This window comes from Granulicatella seriolae (genome assembly GCF_024543085.1).
In the GTDB taxonomy this organism is placed as follows: domain Bacteria; phylum Bacillota; class Bacilli; order Lactobacillales; family Aerococcaceae; genus Granulicatella; species Granulicatella seriolae.
This window is the reverse complement of sequence record NZ_JANHNZ010000003.1, coordinates 169,617-187,248: the sequence shown is the minus strand read 5'-3', so window position 1 is coordinate 187,248 and position 17,632 is coordinate 169,617. Positions and strand designations below refer to the sequence as shown.

At 37.9% G+C, this 17,632-nt stretch carries 16 protein-coding genes and 1 pseudogene; 1 reads left to right on the top strand and 16 read right to left on the bottom strand.

Annotated elements, in window-relative coordinates:
• Positions 1 to 51: 51 nt before the first annotated feature.
• From scpB to dnaE, 12 genes and pseudogenes are all read right to left on the bottom strand, one after another.
• On the bottom strand, positions 52 to 636 hold the full coding sequence (scpB, locus tag NPA36_RS04830) for an SMC-Scp complex subunit ScpB (RefSeq protein ID WP_256944977.1): 585 nt from the start codon (positions 634 to 636) through the stop codon (positions 52 to 54).
• Entirely contained in the window at positions 633 to 1,388 is a 756-nt protein-coding gene (locus tag NPA36_RS04825) for a segregation and condensation protein A (protein WP_256944976.1), read from the bottom strand. Before NPA36_RS04825 ends, scpB begins: the two co-directional genes overlap by 4 nt.
• Positions 1,389 to 1,766: a GNAT family N-acetyltransferase gene (locus NPA36_RS04820; RefSeq protein WP_256944975.1), complete on the bottom strand. Its 378-nt coding sequence runs from the start codon at positions 1,764 to 1,766 to the stop codon at positions 1,389 to 1,391. It lies immediately after the preceding gene.
• 27 nt (positions 1,767 to 1,793) lie between these two features.
• Entirely contained in the window at positions 1,794 to 3,095 is a 1,302-nt protein-coding gene (lysA, locus tag NPA36_RS04815) for a diaminopimelate decarboxylase (protein ID WP_256944974.1), read from the bottom strand.
• Positions 3,096 to 3,181: 86 nt separating this feature from the next.
• Positions 3,182 to 4,003, bottom strand: a complete 822-nt coding sequence (locus NPA36_RS04810; RefSeq protein ID WP_256944973.1) for a purine-nucleoside phosphorylase — start codon at positions 4,001 to 4,003, stop codon at positions 3,182 to 3,184.
• Between the two features lie 38 nt (positions 4,004 to 4,041).
• The gene (gene deoB, locus NPA36_RS04805; protein ID WP_256944972.1) at positions 4,042 to 5,211 is read right to left on the bottom strand and encodes a phosphopentomutase; all 1,170 of its coding nucleotides are present in this window, start codon (positions 5,209 to 5,211) and stop codon (positions 4,042 to 4,044) included.
• A 41-nt stretch (positions 5,212 to 5,252) separates the two neighbouring features.
• On the bottom strand, positions 5,253 to 6,146 hold the full coding sequence (xerD, locus tag NPA36_RS04800) for a site-specific tyrosine recombinase XerD (protein ID WP_256944971.1): 894 nt from the start codon (positions 6,144 to 6,146) through the stop codon (positions 5,253 to 5,255).
• 12 nt (positions 6,147 to 6,158) lie between these two features.
• On the bottom strand, positions 6,159 to 6,623 hold the full coding sequence (gene fur, locus NPA36_RS04795) for a ferric iron uptake transcriptional regulator (RefSeq protein WP_256944970.1): 465 nt from the start codon (positions 6,621 to 6,623) through the stop codon (positions 6,159 to 6,161).
• Between the two features lie 11 nt (positions 6,624 to 6,634).
• Positions 6,635 to 7,528, bottom strand: coding sequence for a CvfB family protein (locus NPA36_RS04790; protein WP_256945051.1), 894 nt, complete (start codon positions 7,526 to 7,528; stop codon positions 6,635 to 6,637).
• A gap of 189 nt (positions 7,529 to 7,717) precedes the next feature.
• Positions 7,718 to 9,133, bottom strand: a pseudogene (pyk, locus tag NPA36_RS04785) (pyruvate kinase); the annotation flags it as partial.
• Positions 9,134 to 9,198: 65 nt separating this feature from the next.
• A complete protein-coding gene (gene pfkA / locus NPA36_RS04780) occupies positions 9,199 to 10,164 on the bottom strand; it encodes a 6-phosphofructokinase (protein WP_256944969.1) in 966 nt (321 codons plus the stop codon).
• Positions 10,165 to 10,285: 121 nt separating this feature from the next.
• A complete protein-coding gene (dnaE, locus tag NPA36_RS04775; RefSeq protein WP_256944968.1) occupies positions 10,286 to 13,630 on the bottom strand; it encodes a DNA polymerase III subunit alpha in 3,345 nt (1,114 codons plus the stop codon).
• Positions 13,631 to 13,778: 148 nt separating this feature from the next.
• Here dnaE and NPA36_RS04770 point away from each other — a divergent pair, with 148 nt between their 5' ends.
• Complete coding sequence (locus NPA36_RS04770; protein WP_407932777.1) at positions 13,779 to 13,973, top strand: YjzD family protein; 195 nt, start codon at positions 13,779 to 13,781, stop codon at positions 13,971 to 13,973.
• Positions 13,974 to 14,456: 483 nt separating this feature from the next.
• Here NPA36_RS04770 and queA read toward each other — a convergent pair whose 3' ends face one another.
• From queA to msrB, 4 genes are read right to left on the bottom strand one after another with little or no spacing between them, the layout of a single operon-like run.
• A complete protein-coding gene (gene queA / locus NPA36_RS04765; protein WP_256945050.1) occupies positions 14,457 to 15,488 on the bottom strand; it encodes a tRNA preQ1(34) S-adenosylmethionine ribosyltransferase-isomerase QueA in 1,032 nt (343 codons plus the stop codon).
• A gap of 21 nt (positions 15,489 to 15,509) precedes the next feature.
• On the bottom strand, positions 15,510 to 16,517 hold the full coding sequence (gene ruvB / locus NPA36_RS04760; protein WP_256944966.1) for a Holliday junction branch migration DNA helicase RuvB: 1,008 nt from the start codon (positions 16,515 to 16,517) through the stop codon (positions 15,510 to 15,512).
• Between the two features lie 9 nt (positions 16,518 to 16,526).
• Positions 16,527 to 17,147, bottom strand: coding sequence for a Holliday junction branch migration protein RuvA (gene ruvA, locus NPA36_RS04755; RefSeq protein WP_256944965.1), 621 nt, complete (start codon positions 17,145 to 17,147; stop codon positions 16,527 to 16,529).
• Between the two features lie 37 nt (positions 17,148 to 17,184).
• Complete coding sequence (gene msrB, locus NPA36_RS04750) at positions 17,185 to 17,622, bottom strand: peptide-methionine (R)-S-oxide reductase MsrB (protein WP_256944964.1); 438 nt, start codon at positions 17,620 to 17,622, stop codon at positions 17,185 to 17,187.
• Between the last annotated feature and the right edge of the window lie 10 nt (positions 17,623 to 17,632).

Genomic DNA, 17,632 nt, shown 5'->3' with positions numbered 1-17,632 from the left:
ACTTTTAATAGCATTTTCTGCAAGCCCTTTTTTCAATTTCAGTAAAATTTATTATTCATTTTCTTTTGCTTCCAGTTCAGATCCTTTAAACAACTCTTGTGTTTCTTCTGAACTCAGGTCAAACAAGTCACTGATTTCAGGAAGTTGTTCTAAAGATTCCAAACCCATATAATCTAAGAAGTACTTAGATGTTTTGTACAATTTTGGACGACCTGGGCTTTCTACTCTACCTGCTTCTTCAATCAAGTCTCTAATTTGTAGCTTTTGAATAGAGCCACTACTTTGAACACCTCGAATAGCATCAATCTCCATTCTTGTGATAGGCTGTTTATAAGCAATAATAGCTAAAACCTCTAAAGCAGCTGGCGAGATTTGAGACATATAAGGTGAAATAGCGTAACGCCGGATTAGTTCTTCATAGTCATTTTTTGTCACTAACTTATACTCATTAGCTGTCAATAGAATATGCAAACCAGAATCTTCATCGCTGGCTAAGCGTTCCTGTAATTTGTCCATCCATTGACGCACAGCAGCTTTATCAATTTCTAAGAGATAACTCAACTGTTCAACAGAAAGACCTTCATCTCCAGCTACATAGAGTAATGCTTGAATACTAGCTTCATTCACTTGAATCATATACTTTTTTCCTTTATTGATTTGTTTTTGACGATAAGAATTTCTTGATAAGGATTACTTTGAATAATAGAAATTGAATGCTGCCTAACCAATTGAAGCATAGCTAAAAAACTGGTAACGATTGCATGTCGATTCCATTCTGGAAAGCAATCCGTAAAATTAATTTGTTTTTCTTTACTGGACTCAATCTTATAAATGATACTATCCATCAATTCTTGAACGGTGTGGACTTCATGATATAGGTTTGCCCGTAAAGGTTGACGAGCTTGGTTTCTCAGAGCCATCTTTTGCAATGCCTTCCACAAATCATCAATGGAGACTTCTCCCTCTCTTAGAGGGACTGTCTGTTGCATAAAACTTAAATCGCTAGCTTCTTTTGAATAAAAAGAACTTCTATTAAGGGATAAATCCTCCAAGATTTTCGCACTAGCTTGGAATTGTTTGTATTCCAATAATCGATCCACTAATTCTTTTCTTGGATCCTCTTCTACTTCCTCACCATCCACATCATCAACCACTGGTCTAGGAATCAAAGTTCGAGCTTTAATTTCCAACAATGTTGCTGCCATGACCAAATAATCCCCAGCAATCTCTAATTCCATTTCTTTCATTGAATGAAGAAAGCTTAGATATTGTTGTGTTAATTCAACCATAGGAATATCATAAATATCGACCTTTAGTTCTTTGATTAAGTGCAATAATAAGTCTAAAGGCCCCTCAAAAGATGTTAATTTTACTCTTAATTCAGACATTTATTCACGCTCATTTTCTTTCAGCTTTTCCTGATTCCATTTGGCTAAGATTAGGCTAGTTTCAATAGTACCTGTAAAGACACTATCTGGATATTCTGCTTCCAATTGGTTAAGCAATTCAAAAACTAATTTTTCTCCTCTAAAAGAAGGTGAGATAACCAAATGACGGATAAGAATATTTTTGTCATTGACTTCAAGGCCGATTAAGCCGATAAAATTATCGGTATCTTCGTCTTTCCATAACAATAACTTTTGTGATTCCTGACTTTCATACCAATTCATTTGTTCGGTTAAATGGTCAATTTCTTTTAACTCTGGGACAAATGATAGTAGTCCCATAGCTATTTTTTGATAGGTGCTTGTATAATTTACTAACATATTATCCCTCGCTAACATAAAAAGTATTTATCGATAATCTAAATCAATCAAATCCTGATAGGTTTCTCGTCTAATCGCTAATCGAGCTTGTCCCTCTTCAACAAAAACAACTGCAGGTCTGGGCAATCTATTGTAGTTGCTTGCCATAGAATAACCATACGCCCCTGTTGATAATACTGCCAAGAGGTCATTCGTTTCTACATAGGGCAGCGGTAAATCCCAGATTAACATATCTCCAGATTCGCAGCATTTCCCTGCGATAGAATAGAGTTCTTGATTTTCTTCAGCAGCACGATTGGCCAAAAGTCCTTGATACTTGGCTTGATAAAGTGCCGGTCGAATATTATCTGTCATACCACCATCTACTGCTAGATAATTACGAATGCCATGAATATTTTTTTTAGATCCGATTGTATAAAGCGTTAAGGCAGCAGCCCCTACAATACTTCTACCTGGTTCAACCCAAATTTCTGGTAATGGATAATTGTAGGTATTAGCGAGCTCCTTCGTTCGTCTACAAACGGCATCAATATGTGCTTGAATAGAAGTTACTTGGTCCTGATCCGTATATTTAATACCAAAACCACCGCCAAGATTCAAACTTTTTGCAACGAAGTCTGTCTCTAGACGAATATCAGCTAAAAAACACATTAATTTTTCAGCCGCTAAGGCAAATGCCTCTGACTCAAAAATTTGTGATCCAATATGGCAATGTAATCCATGTAAGTTTAAGTTATCCATGGATAAGACCCGTTTGATAGCTTCAAGAGCTTGCCCATTTTCTAGATCAAAGCCGAACTTGGAGTCCCGTTGTCCTGTCCTTATGAAATCATGTGTATGAGCGCTAAATCCTGGAGCAATCCGTAGTTGAACTGTAACGATAGTATCATAGTCAGCTGCTACCTGATTCAGCAATTCTATTTCATAAAAATTGTCTACAATATAGCAGCCGACCCCATATTCTAATGCTAGTTCAAGTTCTTCTTTGGACTTATTGTTTCCATGAAAATGAATATTCTTCGCCGGAACATCAGCTTGAATAGCTGTATAGAGTTCTCCACCAGAGACAACATCAACCGCTATCTCTTCTTGGTTAATCACTTCATAGACAGCTAAACAAGAAAATGCTTTGCTGGCATATGCAATATTATAGTCTACTTGATTAGCTTCAAAGGCTTTTTTGAATGCTCGGATATTGGTGCGCACGGTAGCTATATCATATACAAATAAAGGTGTGCCATATTCTTTGGCTAATTCTACAGTATCCACGCCACCAATGGCCAAATGATGGTCAGGTGTTAGGGATAAATGCTCTGGTAAAGGGTTCATCTATTTCTCCTTATTGTCTACTTGTAATGTTTTCAAATCATCTTCCTAGATGAAAGAAAAAACAATTTATTCAAACTCTAAAACAATTAATAGCTAGCCACAATTTCTTTCACTAGAGATTTAAAGGTTTCTTTTACTCGAGTTGTTGTCTCAACAACTTCTTCGTGGTTCAAGCCTTCTTGCAGCCCCGCTGCCATATTGGTAATGCAAGAAATTCCGATAACCTTTAAGCCAGCATGTGCAGCAATAATGACTTCTGGAACAGTTGACATACCCACTGCATCAGCCCCAAGCACTTGTGCCATACGAACTTCAGCAGGTGTTTCATAAGTTGGCCCAGAGAAACCTGCATAGACACCTTCTTTTAAGGGAATGGAAAGTTTACTTGCGGCAGCTCTAATTAAGTCTTGCCCCTCATTGTAATAAGCATTAGACATATCAGGGAAGCGCGTTCCAAAATGCTCATCATTCTTACCAATTAGTGGGTTAGTTCCTGTTAAATTAATATGGTCAGTGATAATCATCAAATCTCCCGGAGTAAAATCTTTGTTTGAGCCTCCAGCAGAATTAGTAATGACTAATGCTTCAATACCTAATAGTTTCATTAAACGAATAGGTAGTGTAACAGTTTCCATAGGGTAACCTTCATAGAAATGGAATCTACCATCCATAACAAGAACCGTCTTGCCTGAAAGCTTTCCATAAACCAAACGACCTTTATGACCAACTACAGTTGAAACAGGGAAATTTGGGATGTCTTTGTAGTCAATTTCAATCGGGTTTTCAATTTCATTAGCTAATTCACCCAAACCTGAGCCTAAGATTAAGCCCATACTTGGTTTAACAATACCCTTTTCTTCAAGAAATGTTTTTGTCTCTTCTAATTTTTCAAATTGTGTTTTTGTCATTGTGCAATCTCCTCGTTAAGTTTTTTGTCTTATTACATTTAGTTCAATTCTGAAAGGAAACTTTCTCCATTTTCTGTTGATTCTACTGAAAAGTTATCTGAAATTGTTTTTGCTATATCTGAGAAATATCCTTGTTTTAATGGGCCGGCTGATTTGAAACCAGGGCTAATGGCCAACATTGGAACGTATTCTCTAGTATGGTCAGTTCCTGGGAAGGTTGGATCGTTACCATGGTCAGCTGTAATAATCAGTAAATCGTCGTCTTCTAATTTACCAACAATTTCTGGGATTCTTGCGTCAAACTCTTCTAATGCTTTTGCATACCCCTCTGTATCACGTCTATGACCAAATAGTGCATCAAAATCAACTAAGTTTAAGAAGCTTAACCCTGTGAAATCTTTCTCCAAAACCTTAACTAATTGATCGACACCATCCATGTTGCTCTTGGTACGGATAAATTCAGTAATGCCTTGACCATTGAAGATATCATTAATCTTACCAATAGCAATCACATCAAGTCCTTTATCTTTCAAGAAATCTAAAGTTGTTTGTTCAAACGGATCCAAAGCATAATCATGGCGATTAGAAGTACGTTTAAAAGCTCCTACTTCACCCAAATATGGACGAGCAATGATACGGCCAATCATATATGGGTCATCTTTGGTAATTTCACGTGTATACTCACAGATACGGTATAATTCTTCAAGCGGAATAACCTCTTCGTGAGCAGCAATTTGTAGCACTGGGTCAGCAGAAGTGTAAACAATTAAATCTCCTGTTTCCATTTGGTGTTGACCATAATCATCTAATACTTGAGTTCCACTGTATGGCAAGTTACATACAATGTTACGGCCAGAAAACTCTGTAATTTTATCTAATAATTCTTGAGGGAAGCCATTTGGAAAAACGCGGAATGGGGTTTGTATATTTAAGCCCATCAATTCCCAGTGGCCTGTCATGGTATCTTTACCAACTGATACTTCTTCTAGTTTGGTAAAGTAGCCTTTAGGATTGCTTGTTGGCTCAACACCTTTAATTGGTTCAATGTTACCTAGTCCATATGCTTGCATGTTTGGTATTTCTAAACCAGCTGTTTCAGCAATGTGACCTAGAGTGTGTGAACCTGCATCGTTAAAATCTGCTGCATCTGGTGCTTCGCCAATTCCAACTGAGTCCATCACAATAACATGTATTCTTTTAAATTTCATTTTCTTTTCCTCCTACAATTGTTTGTTTTATGCGTCTATTATTAGGCTCTTGGATGAGTTTTTTTATAGACATCTATCATACGTTTTGTTGAGATGTGTGTGTATATTTGAGTAGTAGAAATATCTGAGTGACCCAATAATTCTTGTACAATTCTAAGGTCAGCTCCATTTTCTAAAATGTGTGTGGCAAAAGAATGCCGCAGCATATGCGGTGAAACGGACTTTGTGATGTTGGCTTTCAATACGATAGCATTGAGATTCTTCCAAATACCCTGCCTTGTAAAAGCTCCACCACGATGGTTAAGAAATAGAAAGTTATTTTCCTTCTTGTCATCTACCAATTGTGGTCTAGAATAGTGCAAATAGCGTTCTACCCATAGACCGGCTTCTTCTCCTAAAGGGATAATGCGTTCCTTATTACCTTTCCCGATGGTTTTGATAAAGCCCAACTCTAGATGAATATCCGACAATTTTAAGTGAATTAGTTCTGAAACCCGAAGACCAGTAGCATACATGAGTTCTAAGATCGCCTTGTCCCTTAAGCCTAAGATGCTTGAAATATCTGGGGCTTCTAAAATAGCTTGAACTTCTTCAAGTGATAAAGACTTGGGTAATTTTTTACCTTGTTTTGGCACCTTTATGGAAATCATTGGGTTGTGATTAATTACTTTTTGACTTTCCAAAAAGATATGGAACTTTCTTAAAGATGAAATCATACGACTAGTGGATCTTGCAGCATAATGATTTTCTTTTAATTCTTGCAAAAACAAAAGGATATCAGCTGTTTGAACTTGGTTCCATTCTCTTAAACCCGTTCTTTCTAAAAAAGCAATGTATTTTTGTAAATCCCTTTTATAGGAAGAAATGGTATTGTCCGATAAGCCATTTTCCACAAGCATTAGATAGCTAAAGTTTTCAATCTCTTCTTTAAACATATCTTTCCTCAACTATTCTTTCACTTCATTAGCAGCATTTAACTGACAAGCATGACAAATACCATGGAAAGTCAAGCGATGGTCTTTGACCAAAAACTGATAGCGTTCCTCAACGACCTTCTCAACATCAACAAGTAAATCCTCATTGATTTCCTCGATATTGCCACACTGAATGCATAAGAGATGGTGATGAAAATGCCCATTACCGGCTTTTTTTAGATCATAACGAGCTAAACCATCATCAAAAACCACCTTATAAGTGATATTTAATTCGGTTAGAATTTCCAGTGTTCGATATACTGTTGCCAAACCAATATCAGAATTTTTACGTCTGACTAACATATAGACTTCTTCGGCACTCAGATGTTCTTTTTCTTTTTCTAACAAGATAGCCACTGTAGCTTCCCTTTGAGGGGTTAATTTATAGCCTGCTTCTTGCAATTTAGCTCTAATTTGTCTAATGGATATTTCGCTCATGTATAAAACTCCTAGAGTGTTTCGTCATTCTGAATTAATGATATGGAGCCTTGATTTTGGATAATTTTTCTCTCTTTTAACAAATTACCTATTGCTCGTTTAAACTGTCCTTTGCTGATGCCAAATTGATTCTGTATTTCCTCTGGACTTGATTTGTCCCAATATGGCAAAGAGTGATCTGGGTGTTTTTGCAACATGGTTAAAATCATCTGAGCATCGTCAGGAATAGCTTCAAATGCACGTGGTCTCATGGAAATATTTAGTAAGCCATCTGGTCTAACACCAATGACACGAGCTTGAATGACTTGACCTAGTGTTGGTTCTGACGCGCGTTCACTTGGGTGCAAAAAGCATAGATAGCCTTCTAAGCTGAGAGCTAGAGTCCCCGCCATTTTTAATCGATAAACCGTTGCTTCAATATCCTTATTGGTTAAGGACGCATCAGCTGGTTTGCTTAAACTTTTAACAATCTCTTCTTCTGCTAAACTTGCCCACACACGGTCTTTTTTGTCTTGAGTCAACTCTACATAAAGACGGTTGCCTTTTTTTGGCCAAAGTTTATGTTCATTGGGTAATTGGTCTAAGGAAACTACCATTTCCTTATCTGGCAAACCAATATCTACAAAAACACCAAGGTCCTTGCGCACTTGTGTTACAGTTGCCCAATCATATCTACCTAAGCCAACTGTAGGAATCTGATCTGTAAAAACTAGTCTTTTTTGGCTGTTTTCGTACACAAAGCCTTTTACAATAGAACCAATCTCAATCTTATTTTCTTGGCCCTCATTTTCTTCAACAATTGATTTTTTAAATTGAAATGTTTGTCCGTCTTTCTGTACAAAGAAAGCTTTGTCATTTTCATCCGTTACCATAGCGGTAATGACCGACCCTAATAAATTAGAAATATCAACCTCATCCTTTCTAAAAAAAATTCTTCATAGCTTTACCTATTTTATCATATAAAATGAAAAAATGTCGATTAATCGTTTTCTTTGTGAACTATAATTGAAGAAAAAAGGCAACCTTACACTCGCTTGTAAGGATTGCCTTTTTAGATTTATTCGTTTTGCGTTCAAACTCTATGAAAGAAATTAAACTGTTTGAACTTTCAACATGTTTGTTGAACCTTTTTGTCCAACTGGAACACCGGCAGTAATAATCACCAAGTCACCAGTTGTAGCGAAGTCATGTGCCACTGCTTCTCTTGAAGCTAATTCGAACATTTCGTCTGTTGATTGAGGTTTTGCCATAACATATGGTTGTACTCCCCATACCAATGCAAGCCCACGTGCTTGACGGTCAGTAAATGTCACTGCCATGATATTTGCGCTTGGACGGTATTTAGAAATCATTTTTGCGGTATGTCCTGATTCAGTAGCAGCAACAATTGTTTTGATAGATAGATTTTTAGCAGTATGAGCAACTGAACGTGCAATAGCTTCGGCAACATCTGCTGCATCATATGTTTTTAACTTAAATTTATCTTGTCCACGAAGTTCTACTTCTGTACGAATACAAATATTTGCCATTGTTTGTACTGCTTCTACTGGGTAATCCCCTGCAGCAGTTTCACCAGACAACATAACAGCATCTGTTCCATCAAAGATAGCATTAGCTACGTCTCCAGCTTCTGCACGAGTAGGTCTTGGGTTACGTTGCATTGAGTCTAACATTTGAGTTGCTGTGATAACTGGTTTACCTAAAGCGTTACATTTAGCAATCAAGGCTTTTTGAACGATTGGAACTTCCTCTGCAGGAATTTCAACACCCATATCGCCACGAGCAACCATTAAACCGTTAGAAAGAGCTAAAATTTCATCAATATTGTCGATACCTTCTTGGTTTTCAATTTTAGGAATAATTTGGATGTGTTTTGCATCGTGTTCTTCTAAAATTTCGATAATTGATTTCACATCAGAAGCACGTCGTACAAAGCTTGCTGCGATGTAGTCGATATCATTTTGGATACCAAAGATAATATCATTACGGTCTTTTTCAGTGATACCTGGAAGATTTGTGCTTACGCCTGGAACGTTAACACCTTTTTTATTTTTCAAAATTCCGCTATTGTTAACAACAGTGATGATTTCTCCATTGGCCTTATCAATTTCTGTAACAGCTAAACCTACTAATCCATCATCTAAAAGAATGATTGAACCAGGTTTAACATCATTGATTAGTTCTGGGTAAGAAATAGAGAATTTCTCTTTTGTTCCTAAAACTTCTTTCATAGATACACGAACAACATCACCAGTATTTAATTGGATTTGGCCGCCTTCCATTTCATGAGTACGAATTTCTGGACCTTTAGTGTCTAGTAAGATAGCAACCATTTTACCAGTCTTTTCGCTAGCAATACGAATGTTCTTGATACGTGCTAGATGTTCTTCGTGGTCACCATGTGAGAAGTTCAGACGGCATACATTCATACCAGCCTCAATTAACTCTACCAACTTTTCTACTGTTTCACTTGCAGGACCAATTGTACAAACAATTTTTGTTTTTTTCATGAACGTAAAACTCCCTTTTATAATTTATTAGTTTAATTCATACATTCTGATATTTTTAGACTAGCTTAGAAAGAAATCTCTTTATTCAATTGATACAAATCCAAATTAGGTAAATGTTTTCCGTTTTCTAATAGGTCAACAATATCGCTATAAATAACTTTATCCCCTATAATACCAACGGCTACACCACCAATGCCATCTTTTAGTAAATCAACGGCTTTTGAACCAAATTGACTAGCTAAAACACGGTCTCTTGCAGTTGGCGAACCGCCACGTTGAACGTGGCCTAGTACAGTTACACGAGTATGGAAATCTTCATCATGTTCCCATAATTTACGTGCCAATTCATCACCGCTCATTACGCCTTCAGCTAAAACGATGATAGTGTGTTTCTTTCCGTTTTCTCGTCCACGTTTAATTTCATTAGCAACATTTTCAATGGAATAGTCATGCTCTGGAATTAAAATTTGTTCTGCTCCACTTCCGATACCTGTCCAAAGTGCAATATCGCCTGCATTTCGGCCCATTACCTCTACAATAAAGGTTCTGACATGGCTAGTCGCTGTGTCGCGCAAACGGTCAATGGCTTCTAAAACAGTGTTAATAGCTGTATCAAAGCCGATAGTGTAATCAGTTCCTGGGATATCATTATCGATAGTTCCTGGTACGCCTACTGTAGGAAATCCAAGTTTCGTTAGTGCAACAGCACCACGGTAACTTCCATCTCCACCAATTACAACAAGACCTTCAATACCAAATTTTTTAAGTTGTTCGATACCTTTTTCTTGCCCTTCACGTTGAGCAAACTCAGGAAAACGAGCAGAATATAGAAATGTTCCGCCGCGACCGATAGTATCACTTACATCTTTAGGTGTCAGTTTACGAATATCACCTGACACAAGGCCAGCAAATCCATAGTTAATTCCATAGACTTCAAAACCCTCATAAATACCTTTACGAACGATAGCCCGAACGGCTGCATTCATACCTGGTGCATCTCCACCACTTGTTAATACTGCGATACGTTTCAAATTATGTCACCTCTCAGGTTTATTTTAAAATTGGAGTATCAATCCATATCCTTCTACATGTTACCATTTTTTTTATGAAAAGTCTTTTACTTTCATCATGAAAAGGCTTTAAATCAGAATATTATTCAATGATTTTAACTGAACCGTTTCCAAGAAGCTGTTCCAGCTGATAGATTGACAGCTTAGACCCATCAATTCCCTGTTTGAAATTGGCTCTGACCAATTTTTTGGTTGATTCTACATACAGATAAACGGGAATAGATCCTTTATTTTCAGAGACAATTTTCTCAATCCTTTGATAGGTGTCTGAATTTTGGAAGTCTTCCTTGATTCTTAAATAGCATTTCTTATTTATATTTTCTAAGTCTTTACGATAGGTTTCAATAGATTTGAGTAGATTGACTTGTAATTGAAAACCACCTGAACGATTTGGTTCAATCTTTCCGCTAATATAGACAAACTCATTTTCATTAAAGAGTTGATGAGACTTCACATAGTTCTCAGGAAATAAGGTGACATCAATGGAACCCGAATAATCTTGTAGTGTAGCAAAAGCCATAGGGTCACCTTTTTTAGTTCGGATTTTTTTGACGTTTTTTAATATGCCAATCATTTCTACCTTTTGTCGCTCGTAAACACCATGGATTGGTTTCAAAAGCTTCTGCTGATACTGTTCCTTAAATTCCTCACTTGGATGACCAGAAACAGCGTAGCCTAGATATTCTTCTTCCTTTTCGAGTCGCAATAAGAGTGGCAGTTCCGGACGAATTTCTAGCTTTGGTAGTAACTCATCGTTTAAATCTAAGCTTAAGTTATTTCCATGGATAGAGACTCCGCTAATGATTCCGGGTATTGATGCTAAAAGACTGGCTCTGGTTTGACCAAAACAATCCAAAGCCCCTGAATAAATCAAGGCTTCAAAATTTTCTACCTTACTATATTTCTTTCCAATTCGATAGGCAAAGTCTAAGAAATCCTTATAAGCACCATATTGATAGCGATTTTCGATAATGAGGGCTATAAAGTCTTTTCGTAATCCTTTGATAGAGCTTAAGCCAGTAATTATACCTTGGTCTTGTATGGTATAGATAGAGCCACTTTCCTGAATAGATGGTGCCAGTATGGCGATACCATTTTCTTTGGCTTCCATCAGATAATCTTGAGCTTTTGACGATTGTGGATTTGTTGACTTTAGAAGCCCCGCAAAAAATTCTGATGTGAAATTTGCTTTCAAATAAGCTAGTTGGTAGCCCAGTAAGGAGTAAGCAAAAGAATGCGAACGGTTAAACCCATAGTTGGCAAATCGCTCAATGTAGTTATAAACTTCAATAGCTGTTTCCTTACTATAGCCTTTATTCTGAGCTCCCTTTACAAAGTCTACCTTTTTTTCATCGATAACTTTTTTATCTTTTTTCCCCATAGCACGGCGTAAAATATCTGCTTGCCCCAAAGTAAATCCAGCCAACCTATTGGTCACTTGCATAACTTGTTCTTGATAGACCATAACCCCATAGGTATTTTTTAAAATGGATTCTAGGTCATCATGTGGGTATCGAATCTTCTCTTTCCCTTTTTTACGTTTAATAAAGGTGTCAATCTGTTCCATTGGACCGGGTCTATATAAGGCATTAACAGCGGCTAAGTCTTCTAAGGAATTTGGCTCTAAGCGTTTTAACACCTGCCTAATACCAGAAGATTCAAACTGAAAGATTCCATTGGTTTTGGCTGCTTGGAAAATAGCAAACGTCTTTTCATCGTCTAAAGGAATTTGGTAAATATCAATTTCTTCTTGTCTTGTTTTTTTGATGAACTGAAGGATATCATTTAGAATGGTTAAATTTCTTAATCCTAGAAAATCCATTTTTAATAGACCGATTTGCTCTACGACTCCCATGGAATATTGTGTGGTTAACAAGTCTAAGTCTCGATTCATTAAGGGAACATAATTAATCAAGTTTTCTTGGCTTATCACCACTCCTGCCGCATGGGTTGACATGTGTCGTGGCAGACCTTCTATTCTTTTGGCAGTTTCAAACAAGAGTTGATTTCTTGGACTGCGGTTGACTAGGTCTCTTAAAGGTGAAGATTGTTTGAAAGCATCTTCCAGTTTGATTCCTAAAGTGTTTGGAATGGCTTTGGACCATCTGGATGCGGATGGGGTATCCAAGCCCATGACTCGTCCCACATCACGAATGGCTTGTTTGGCAGCCAAAGTTCCAAATGTCGCAATCTGAGCAACTTTTTTAGCACCGTATTTATTCGCTACATACATTAATAGGTCGTCCCTTTTGTTGTCAGGGAAATCCAAATCAATATCGGGCATGGTGTATCGTTCAGGATTTAAAAACCGTTCAAAAAGCAAATCATATTTGATGGGATCTACTTGTGTAATGCCCAATAAATAGGATACAAGGGAGCCTGCTGCCGACCCACGTCCCGGACCAATCTGAATGTCATGATCTGCTGCATAAGCCATCACATCCCATACGATAAGGAAGTAATCGTCAAAGCCCATTTGATGAATGACATCTAATTCATAGTTCATGCGTTCAATATAGTCCGGCTTGTCTTCTACTCCCCTTGTTGTCAAGCCGATGAAACATCTGCTACGTAAATAATCATGCGCTTCTTCATGTTTAGGGGTTTGGTATTTTGGCAACAAGGACTGGTGTAAAAGAATCTCAACAGACAAGTCCTCAACAAAAGCCATCTGGTTACTGATGAGATCTTCTTGGTTGAGCTGTTTAAACTGCTTAAGAATGGTGTTCGACTCATGCAAATAATGCGGTCCGCTAACATCGGCTTGATGTGCTTCAATCTGTAAGTTTTCTTCAATTGCATTTAATACGCGCCAACTATAATCATCATTGGTTCTTAAATAGTAGGTTGCTTGGTGTGAAATGGGCTTGATGGAGCTTGATTGTATTAGCGAAATGTAGTCTTGATAGGCATTTTCTTCGAGAGTATCCAAACTGACAGCCAATGCAATTTCTATTAATCCAAAAGTTTCTTTGACTTTATCCAAAAATAGCTTAAAATCCAAAGAATTATGGGATCGATATAGACTTTTGATTTCCGAGTGGTCTGAGAGAAGGAGAATTTTTATATGATCTTTGTTTTCTTGCATCAACTGATACATGGATTGAATAGTTTTGTCAGTCTGGTAAATCGTTGATAGTTCCATTAAACAAAGATAGCCTTGATAATTTTTAGCATAAACAATAAAAGAATAAGATAAGTCTTTTAAAACCAGACCTGGAAAGTCAAACTGGCAACCAATAATAGGCTTAATGCCCTCTTTACGACATTTTTCATAAAACTCAACAACGCCATGTAAAATCCCCTTGTCCGTTAAAGCTAGACTTTCATAGCCCATCAACTTACCAACACGGATATAGTCGTCTATATTTATAGTACTTTGTAATAAGCTATAACTAGACACCACCTCTAAGGTTAGAAATTTCAAGTGTCTACCTCCTTTCTTTTTTTGCTGATATTCTCTTATCCATTATATCTTTTTCTAGTCTATTCCTCAAATAACAAATAATAAGGTCATTTAGCTTGTCCTACTTGAATTAGCTTCCCCCTTGAACTATAATTACTAGCGAAAGAAGGTGCACCATTTGAAATATCTAACAACTTTATTTTGGGGTTTAATCTTAGGACAAGTAACCTATTATCTAGGTACCGCTTTAACAAGTGGGAGTTACGATTTCACCAAGGCTTTATTCTTGGGAATCATTATGTCAGTTGCAATATATATCATCCAAAGCTTTATACCATTAAAACGAGAAACTGAACAGCATTAACACTACCAAACCAACTGATATGGATAGAACAAACACTACTACAAGAAATCGTTTGTAGTAGTGTTTGTTGTTTTAAACGTATGATTGATATATGGACAAACATTTCTTACTGCTACAATTTTGTTGCACTAATAGTCTCCTACACAGACTATTAGGGCTGGGAAAAAAGTCCAAAAGGTAACCAAATAAAATAGTTCCCCAAAAATCTGTCAGAAATAACGGTGTAAGCATAGCTGACGCACAGTGGATGTTTCGGCTTCAGCCGATTTACAGCCACGTAGACAGCTAAGCCAGTGAGACCAAGGCTTTCGGCGGTGCCACCGTTCCCATTTCTGATAGATTTTTGGGGAACTATTTTATGATTTAGAATGCTTTTATTTTATTACAGACTTTTTGTCCAACCCCTTACAGATACGTAGACAGCTAAACCGTAAGACCAAGGCTCATGGCGGTGCCACCATTCTCATTTCTGAGCAATACTATTTATTTATGAACAAACATGGCATCGCCAAAACTAAAGAAGCGGTATTTCTCTTGAATAGCATGTTGGTAGGCTTGTAAGATAAATTCTCGGCCTGTATAGGCAGCTACTAACATAACTAGAGTTGATTTTGGCAAGTGAAAATTGGTGATAAAGGCATCAACTATTGAAAATTCATAGCCAGGTGAGATAAAAATATCCGTCCACCCACTTGTTGCTATTAAGCGACCACCATTTACCTTGGCAACACTCTCTAAGGTCCTAATGGAAGTCGTTCCAACTGCTATCACTCGTCTGCCTTCATCTTTAGCACGATTAACGATCTGGCTAGTTTCTTGGGAGATTTGATAGTACTCCGCGTGCATCTTATGGTCTTCCAATCGTTCAACAGACACGGGTCTAAAGGTTCCTAACCCAACATGTAAGGTAATAAAGGTTACTTCAACCCCCTTTGCTCTCAAGTCATCTAACAAACCATTCGTAAAATGTAGTCCAGCAGTCGGTGCGGCTGCAGAACCATTTTCTCTTGCGTAAACAGTCTGATATCTTTCTTGATTGTCCAAGCGCTCTTTAATATAAGGTGGCAAGGGCATTTCGCCTAGGTCTTCCAATAGTTCTAAAAAGACCCCTTCATAATTAAAGCGGATTATTCTGCCGCCTTGTTCTAATTCCTCTATAATAGTTGCGGTCAATCGACCATCTCCAAAACTTATCTCGGTACCAACTTTTAATTTTCTGGCTGGCTTAACTAATGTTTCCCATTCGTCCCCTTGCCTATTGGTCAGCAATAAGACTTCTACATGTGCACCGGTGTCAACCTTTTGTCCATGCAGTCGGGCCGGCAGCACACGCGTATCATTTAAAACCAAGACGTCTCCAGCTGATAGGGAAGTCAAGATATCTTCAAATGACTGGTCTTTCATTTCTTGTCTTTCAACTGAAATATCTAACAAGCGAGACGCAGAGCGGTTTTCTAGAGGAGTTTGTGCAATAAGTTCCTCCGGTAATGCAAAATCAAAATCATTGGTTGTCAGTTCTTTCACAACAGTTCTCCTTTAATCAAGAGTGTATGGTCTACCCAGATGTTCGTAGGCAGCTTGTGTGACAATGCGTCCTCTTGATGTTCTTTTTAAAAAGCCAATTTGCAATAAATATGGCTCATACATATCTTCAATTGTTTCCGTATCTTCCGAAATATTGGCAGCAATGGCAGACAGCCCCACTGGACCACCACCATACAAGTCAATCATGCTGACCAATAATTTGCGATCAATTTTATCCAAGCCTTTATGATCCACTTGCAAAACTCGCAGAGCCTCTTGCGTTACATCAATGGTAATGCCGTCTGACACATAAACCTCTGAAAAATCTCTAACGCGTTTCAAAATCCGATTGGCAATTCTGGGTGTCCCCCTCGATCTAAGTGCAATCTCTAAAGCCGCATCACCATGAATTGGTGCATTAAAAACACTAGCGGTTCTCTCAACAATCTCTGTCAAAGCTTTGATATCATAGTACTCCATGTGAGACACAATTCCAAACCGATCCCGCAACGGAGCAGATAGAGCCCCCGCTCGCGTCGTCGCCCCCACCAAGGTAAAAGGCGGCAATGGAAAATGAACTGGATGAGCTGTCGGACCTTGCCCTACAATAATATCCACATAGAAATCTTCCATCGCCGAATAGAGCATCTCTTCTACAACTCTTGGCAACCGATGAATCTCATCAATAAACAAAACATCCCCTGCCTGCAAATCATTCAAGAGTGCAATCAAATCCCCCTGACGTTCAATAGCTGGACCACTAGTCGTCTTAATCCCCACCTCTAACTCTGTGGCAATGACCCTAGCCATTGTTGTTTTTCCTAAACCAGGCGGGCCATACAAGAGCACATGGTCCATAGCTTCCGAACGATTTTTCGCTGCTTGGATATAAATAGCCAATTCTTTTTTTATCTTATCTTGACCAATATATTGACCCAATGTTTGAGGGCGTAGGGATAGTTCTAACTGTTCTTCATCTGTTCCAGAAGACTGGTTACTAACAAAACGATGTTCCTCCATAAATCACATCTATCCCTTCATTAACAAAGTAAAAGCCTTACTTAAGGCTTCTTGCGTGGATGGATAAGTCTCATCTTCCATTTGCTTCCAAATTTTCTTGATTTCTCTGAAAGAATAACCTAAGCCTATCAAAGCTTCTTGCGTATCAGATAAGACCTTATTTTGACTTGAGTCTTGTACTAAGACAGATTCGCCTTCACTAGATGACATCCCCTCTTGGTCAACCACATTTACTAAGAGTTTGTCTTTCAAATCAAGAATAATCTGCTGAGCAGTTTTTTTACCGACTCCAGGAAAGCGTGTCAAGTAAGTTACGTCTGCATTTTGGACTGCTCTGATTAAACCATCATGGTCATCACTGGCTAAAATAGATAAGGCACTTTTAGGGCCTATACCAGAAACGCTGACCAATTGCTTAAACAAATCCTTCTCTTCAATGGATAGAAATCCATACAAAGTATGTGAATCTTCCCTAATCACCTGATGAACCAATACCTTAACCTTTTGATTAAGCTTGGTTTGTAGGCGATAGGGATTTGGCACTGAAATCAAATAGCCTATCTCATTATTCTCAACTACAATAGCGGTAGGATAAATGGTTACTAAATTACCGCTGATAAATTCATACATATATTTTCCTCACCATCTCAAATTTACCAATGACTATCTACTCGAAGAATGGTAGAAACTCGCCGTAGCCTTGAGCTTCAAGTTCATCTTTCGGAACAAATCGTAAAGCCGCTGAATTGATACAATAACGCAAGCCACCACTTTCTTTTGGTCCATCATCAAAAACGTGACCTAGGTGCGAATCTGCCGTAGCGCTTCTAACTTCTGTACGCTTCATACCAAATGACCTGTCCACCAGCTCTTTCACTTCTTCCTCTTGGATCGGCTTAGAAAAAGATGGCCAGCCACAACCAGCATCAAACTTGTCCTTTGAAGAAAACAGTGGCTCACCACTCACAATATCCACATAGATCCCATCTTGGTAAAAATCATCATACTCTCCTGAAAATGGACGCTCAGTTGCTGCATTTTGAGTTACTTGAAATTGAATATCACTTAAACGTGCTTTTAAATTTTCTTTAGAAAACTCTGTCATCGTAGTTCCT

What these genes read in the sequence shown, in the direction of transcription:
- scpB (WP_256944977.1), bottom strand. Translation starts at nt 636, where the DNA reads ATGATTCAAGTGAATGAAGCTAGTATTCAAGCATTACTCTATGTAGCT.
- NPA36_RS04825 (WP_256944976.1), bottom strand. Translation starts at nt 1,388, where the DNA reads ATGTCTGAATTAAGAGTAAAATTAACATCTTTTGAGGGGCCTTTAGAC.
- NPA36_RS04820 (WP_256944975.1), bottom strand. Translation starts at nt 1,766, where the DNA reads ATGTTAGTAAATTATACAAGCACCTATCAAAAAATAGCTATGGGACTA.
- lysA (WP_256944974.1), bottom strand. Translation starts at nt 3,095, where the DNA reads ATGAACCCTTTACCAGAGCATTTATCCCTAACACCTGACCATCATTTG.
- NPA36_RS04810 (WP_256944973.1), bottom strand. Translation starts at nt 4,003, where the DNA reads ATGACAAAAACACAATTTGAAAAATTAGAAGAGACAAAAACATTTCTT.
- deoB (WP_256944972.1), bottom strand. Translation starts at nt 5,211, where the DNA reads ATGAAATTTAAAAGAATACATGTTATTGTGATGGACTCAGTTGGAATT.
- xerD (WP_256944971.1), bottom strand. Translation starts at nt 6,146, where the DNA reads ATGTTTAAAGAAGAGATTGAAAACTTTAGCTATCTAATGCTTGTGGAA.
- fur (WP_256944970.1), bottom strand. Translation starts at nt 6,623, where the DNA reads ATGAGCGAAATATCCATTAGACAAATTAGAGCTAAATTGCAAGAAGCA.
- ruvB (WP_256944966.1), bottom strand. Translation starts at nt 16,517, where the DNA reads ATGGAGGAACATCGTTTTGTTAGTAACCAGTCTTCTGGAACAGATGAA.
- ruvA (WP_256944965.1), bottom strand. Translation starts at nt 17,147, where the DNA reads ATGTATGAATTTATCAGCGGTAATTTAGTAACCATTTATCCTACCGCT.
- msrB (WP_256944964.1), bottom strand. Translation starts at nt 17,622, where the DNA reads ATGACAGAGTTTTCTAAAGAAAATTTAAAAGCACGTTTAAGTGATATT.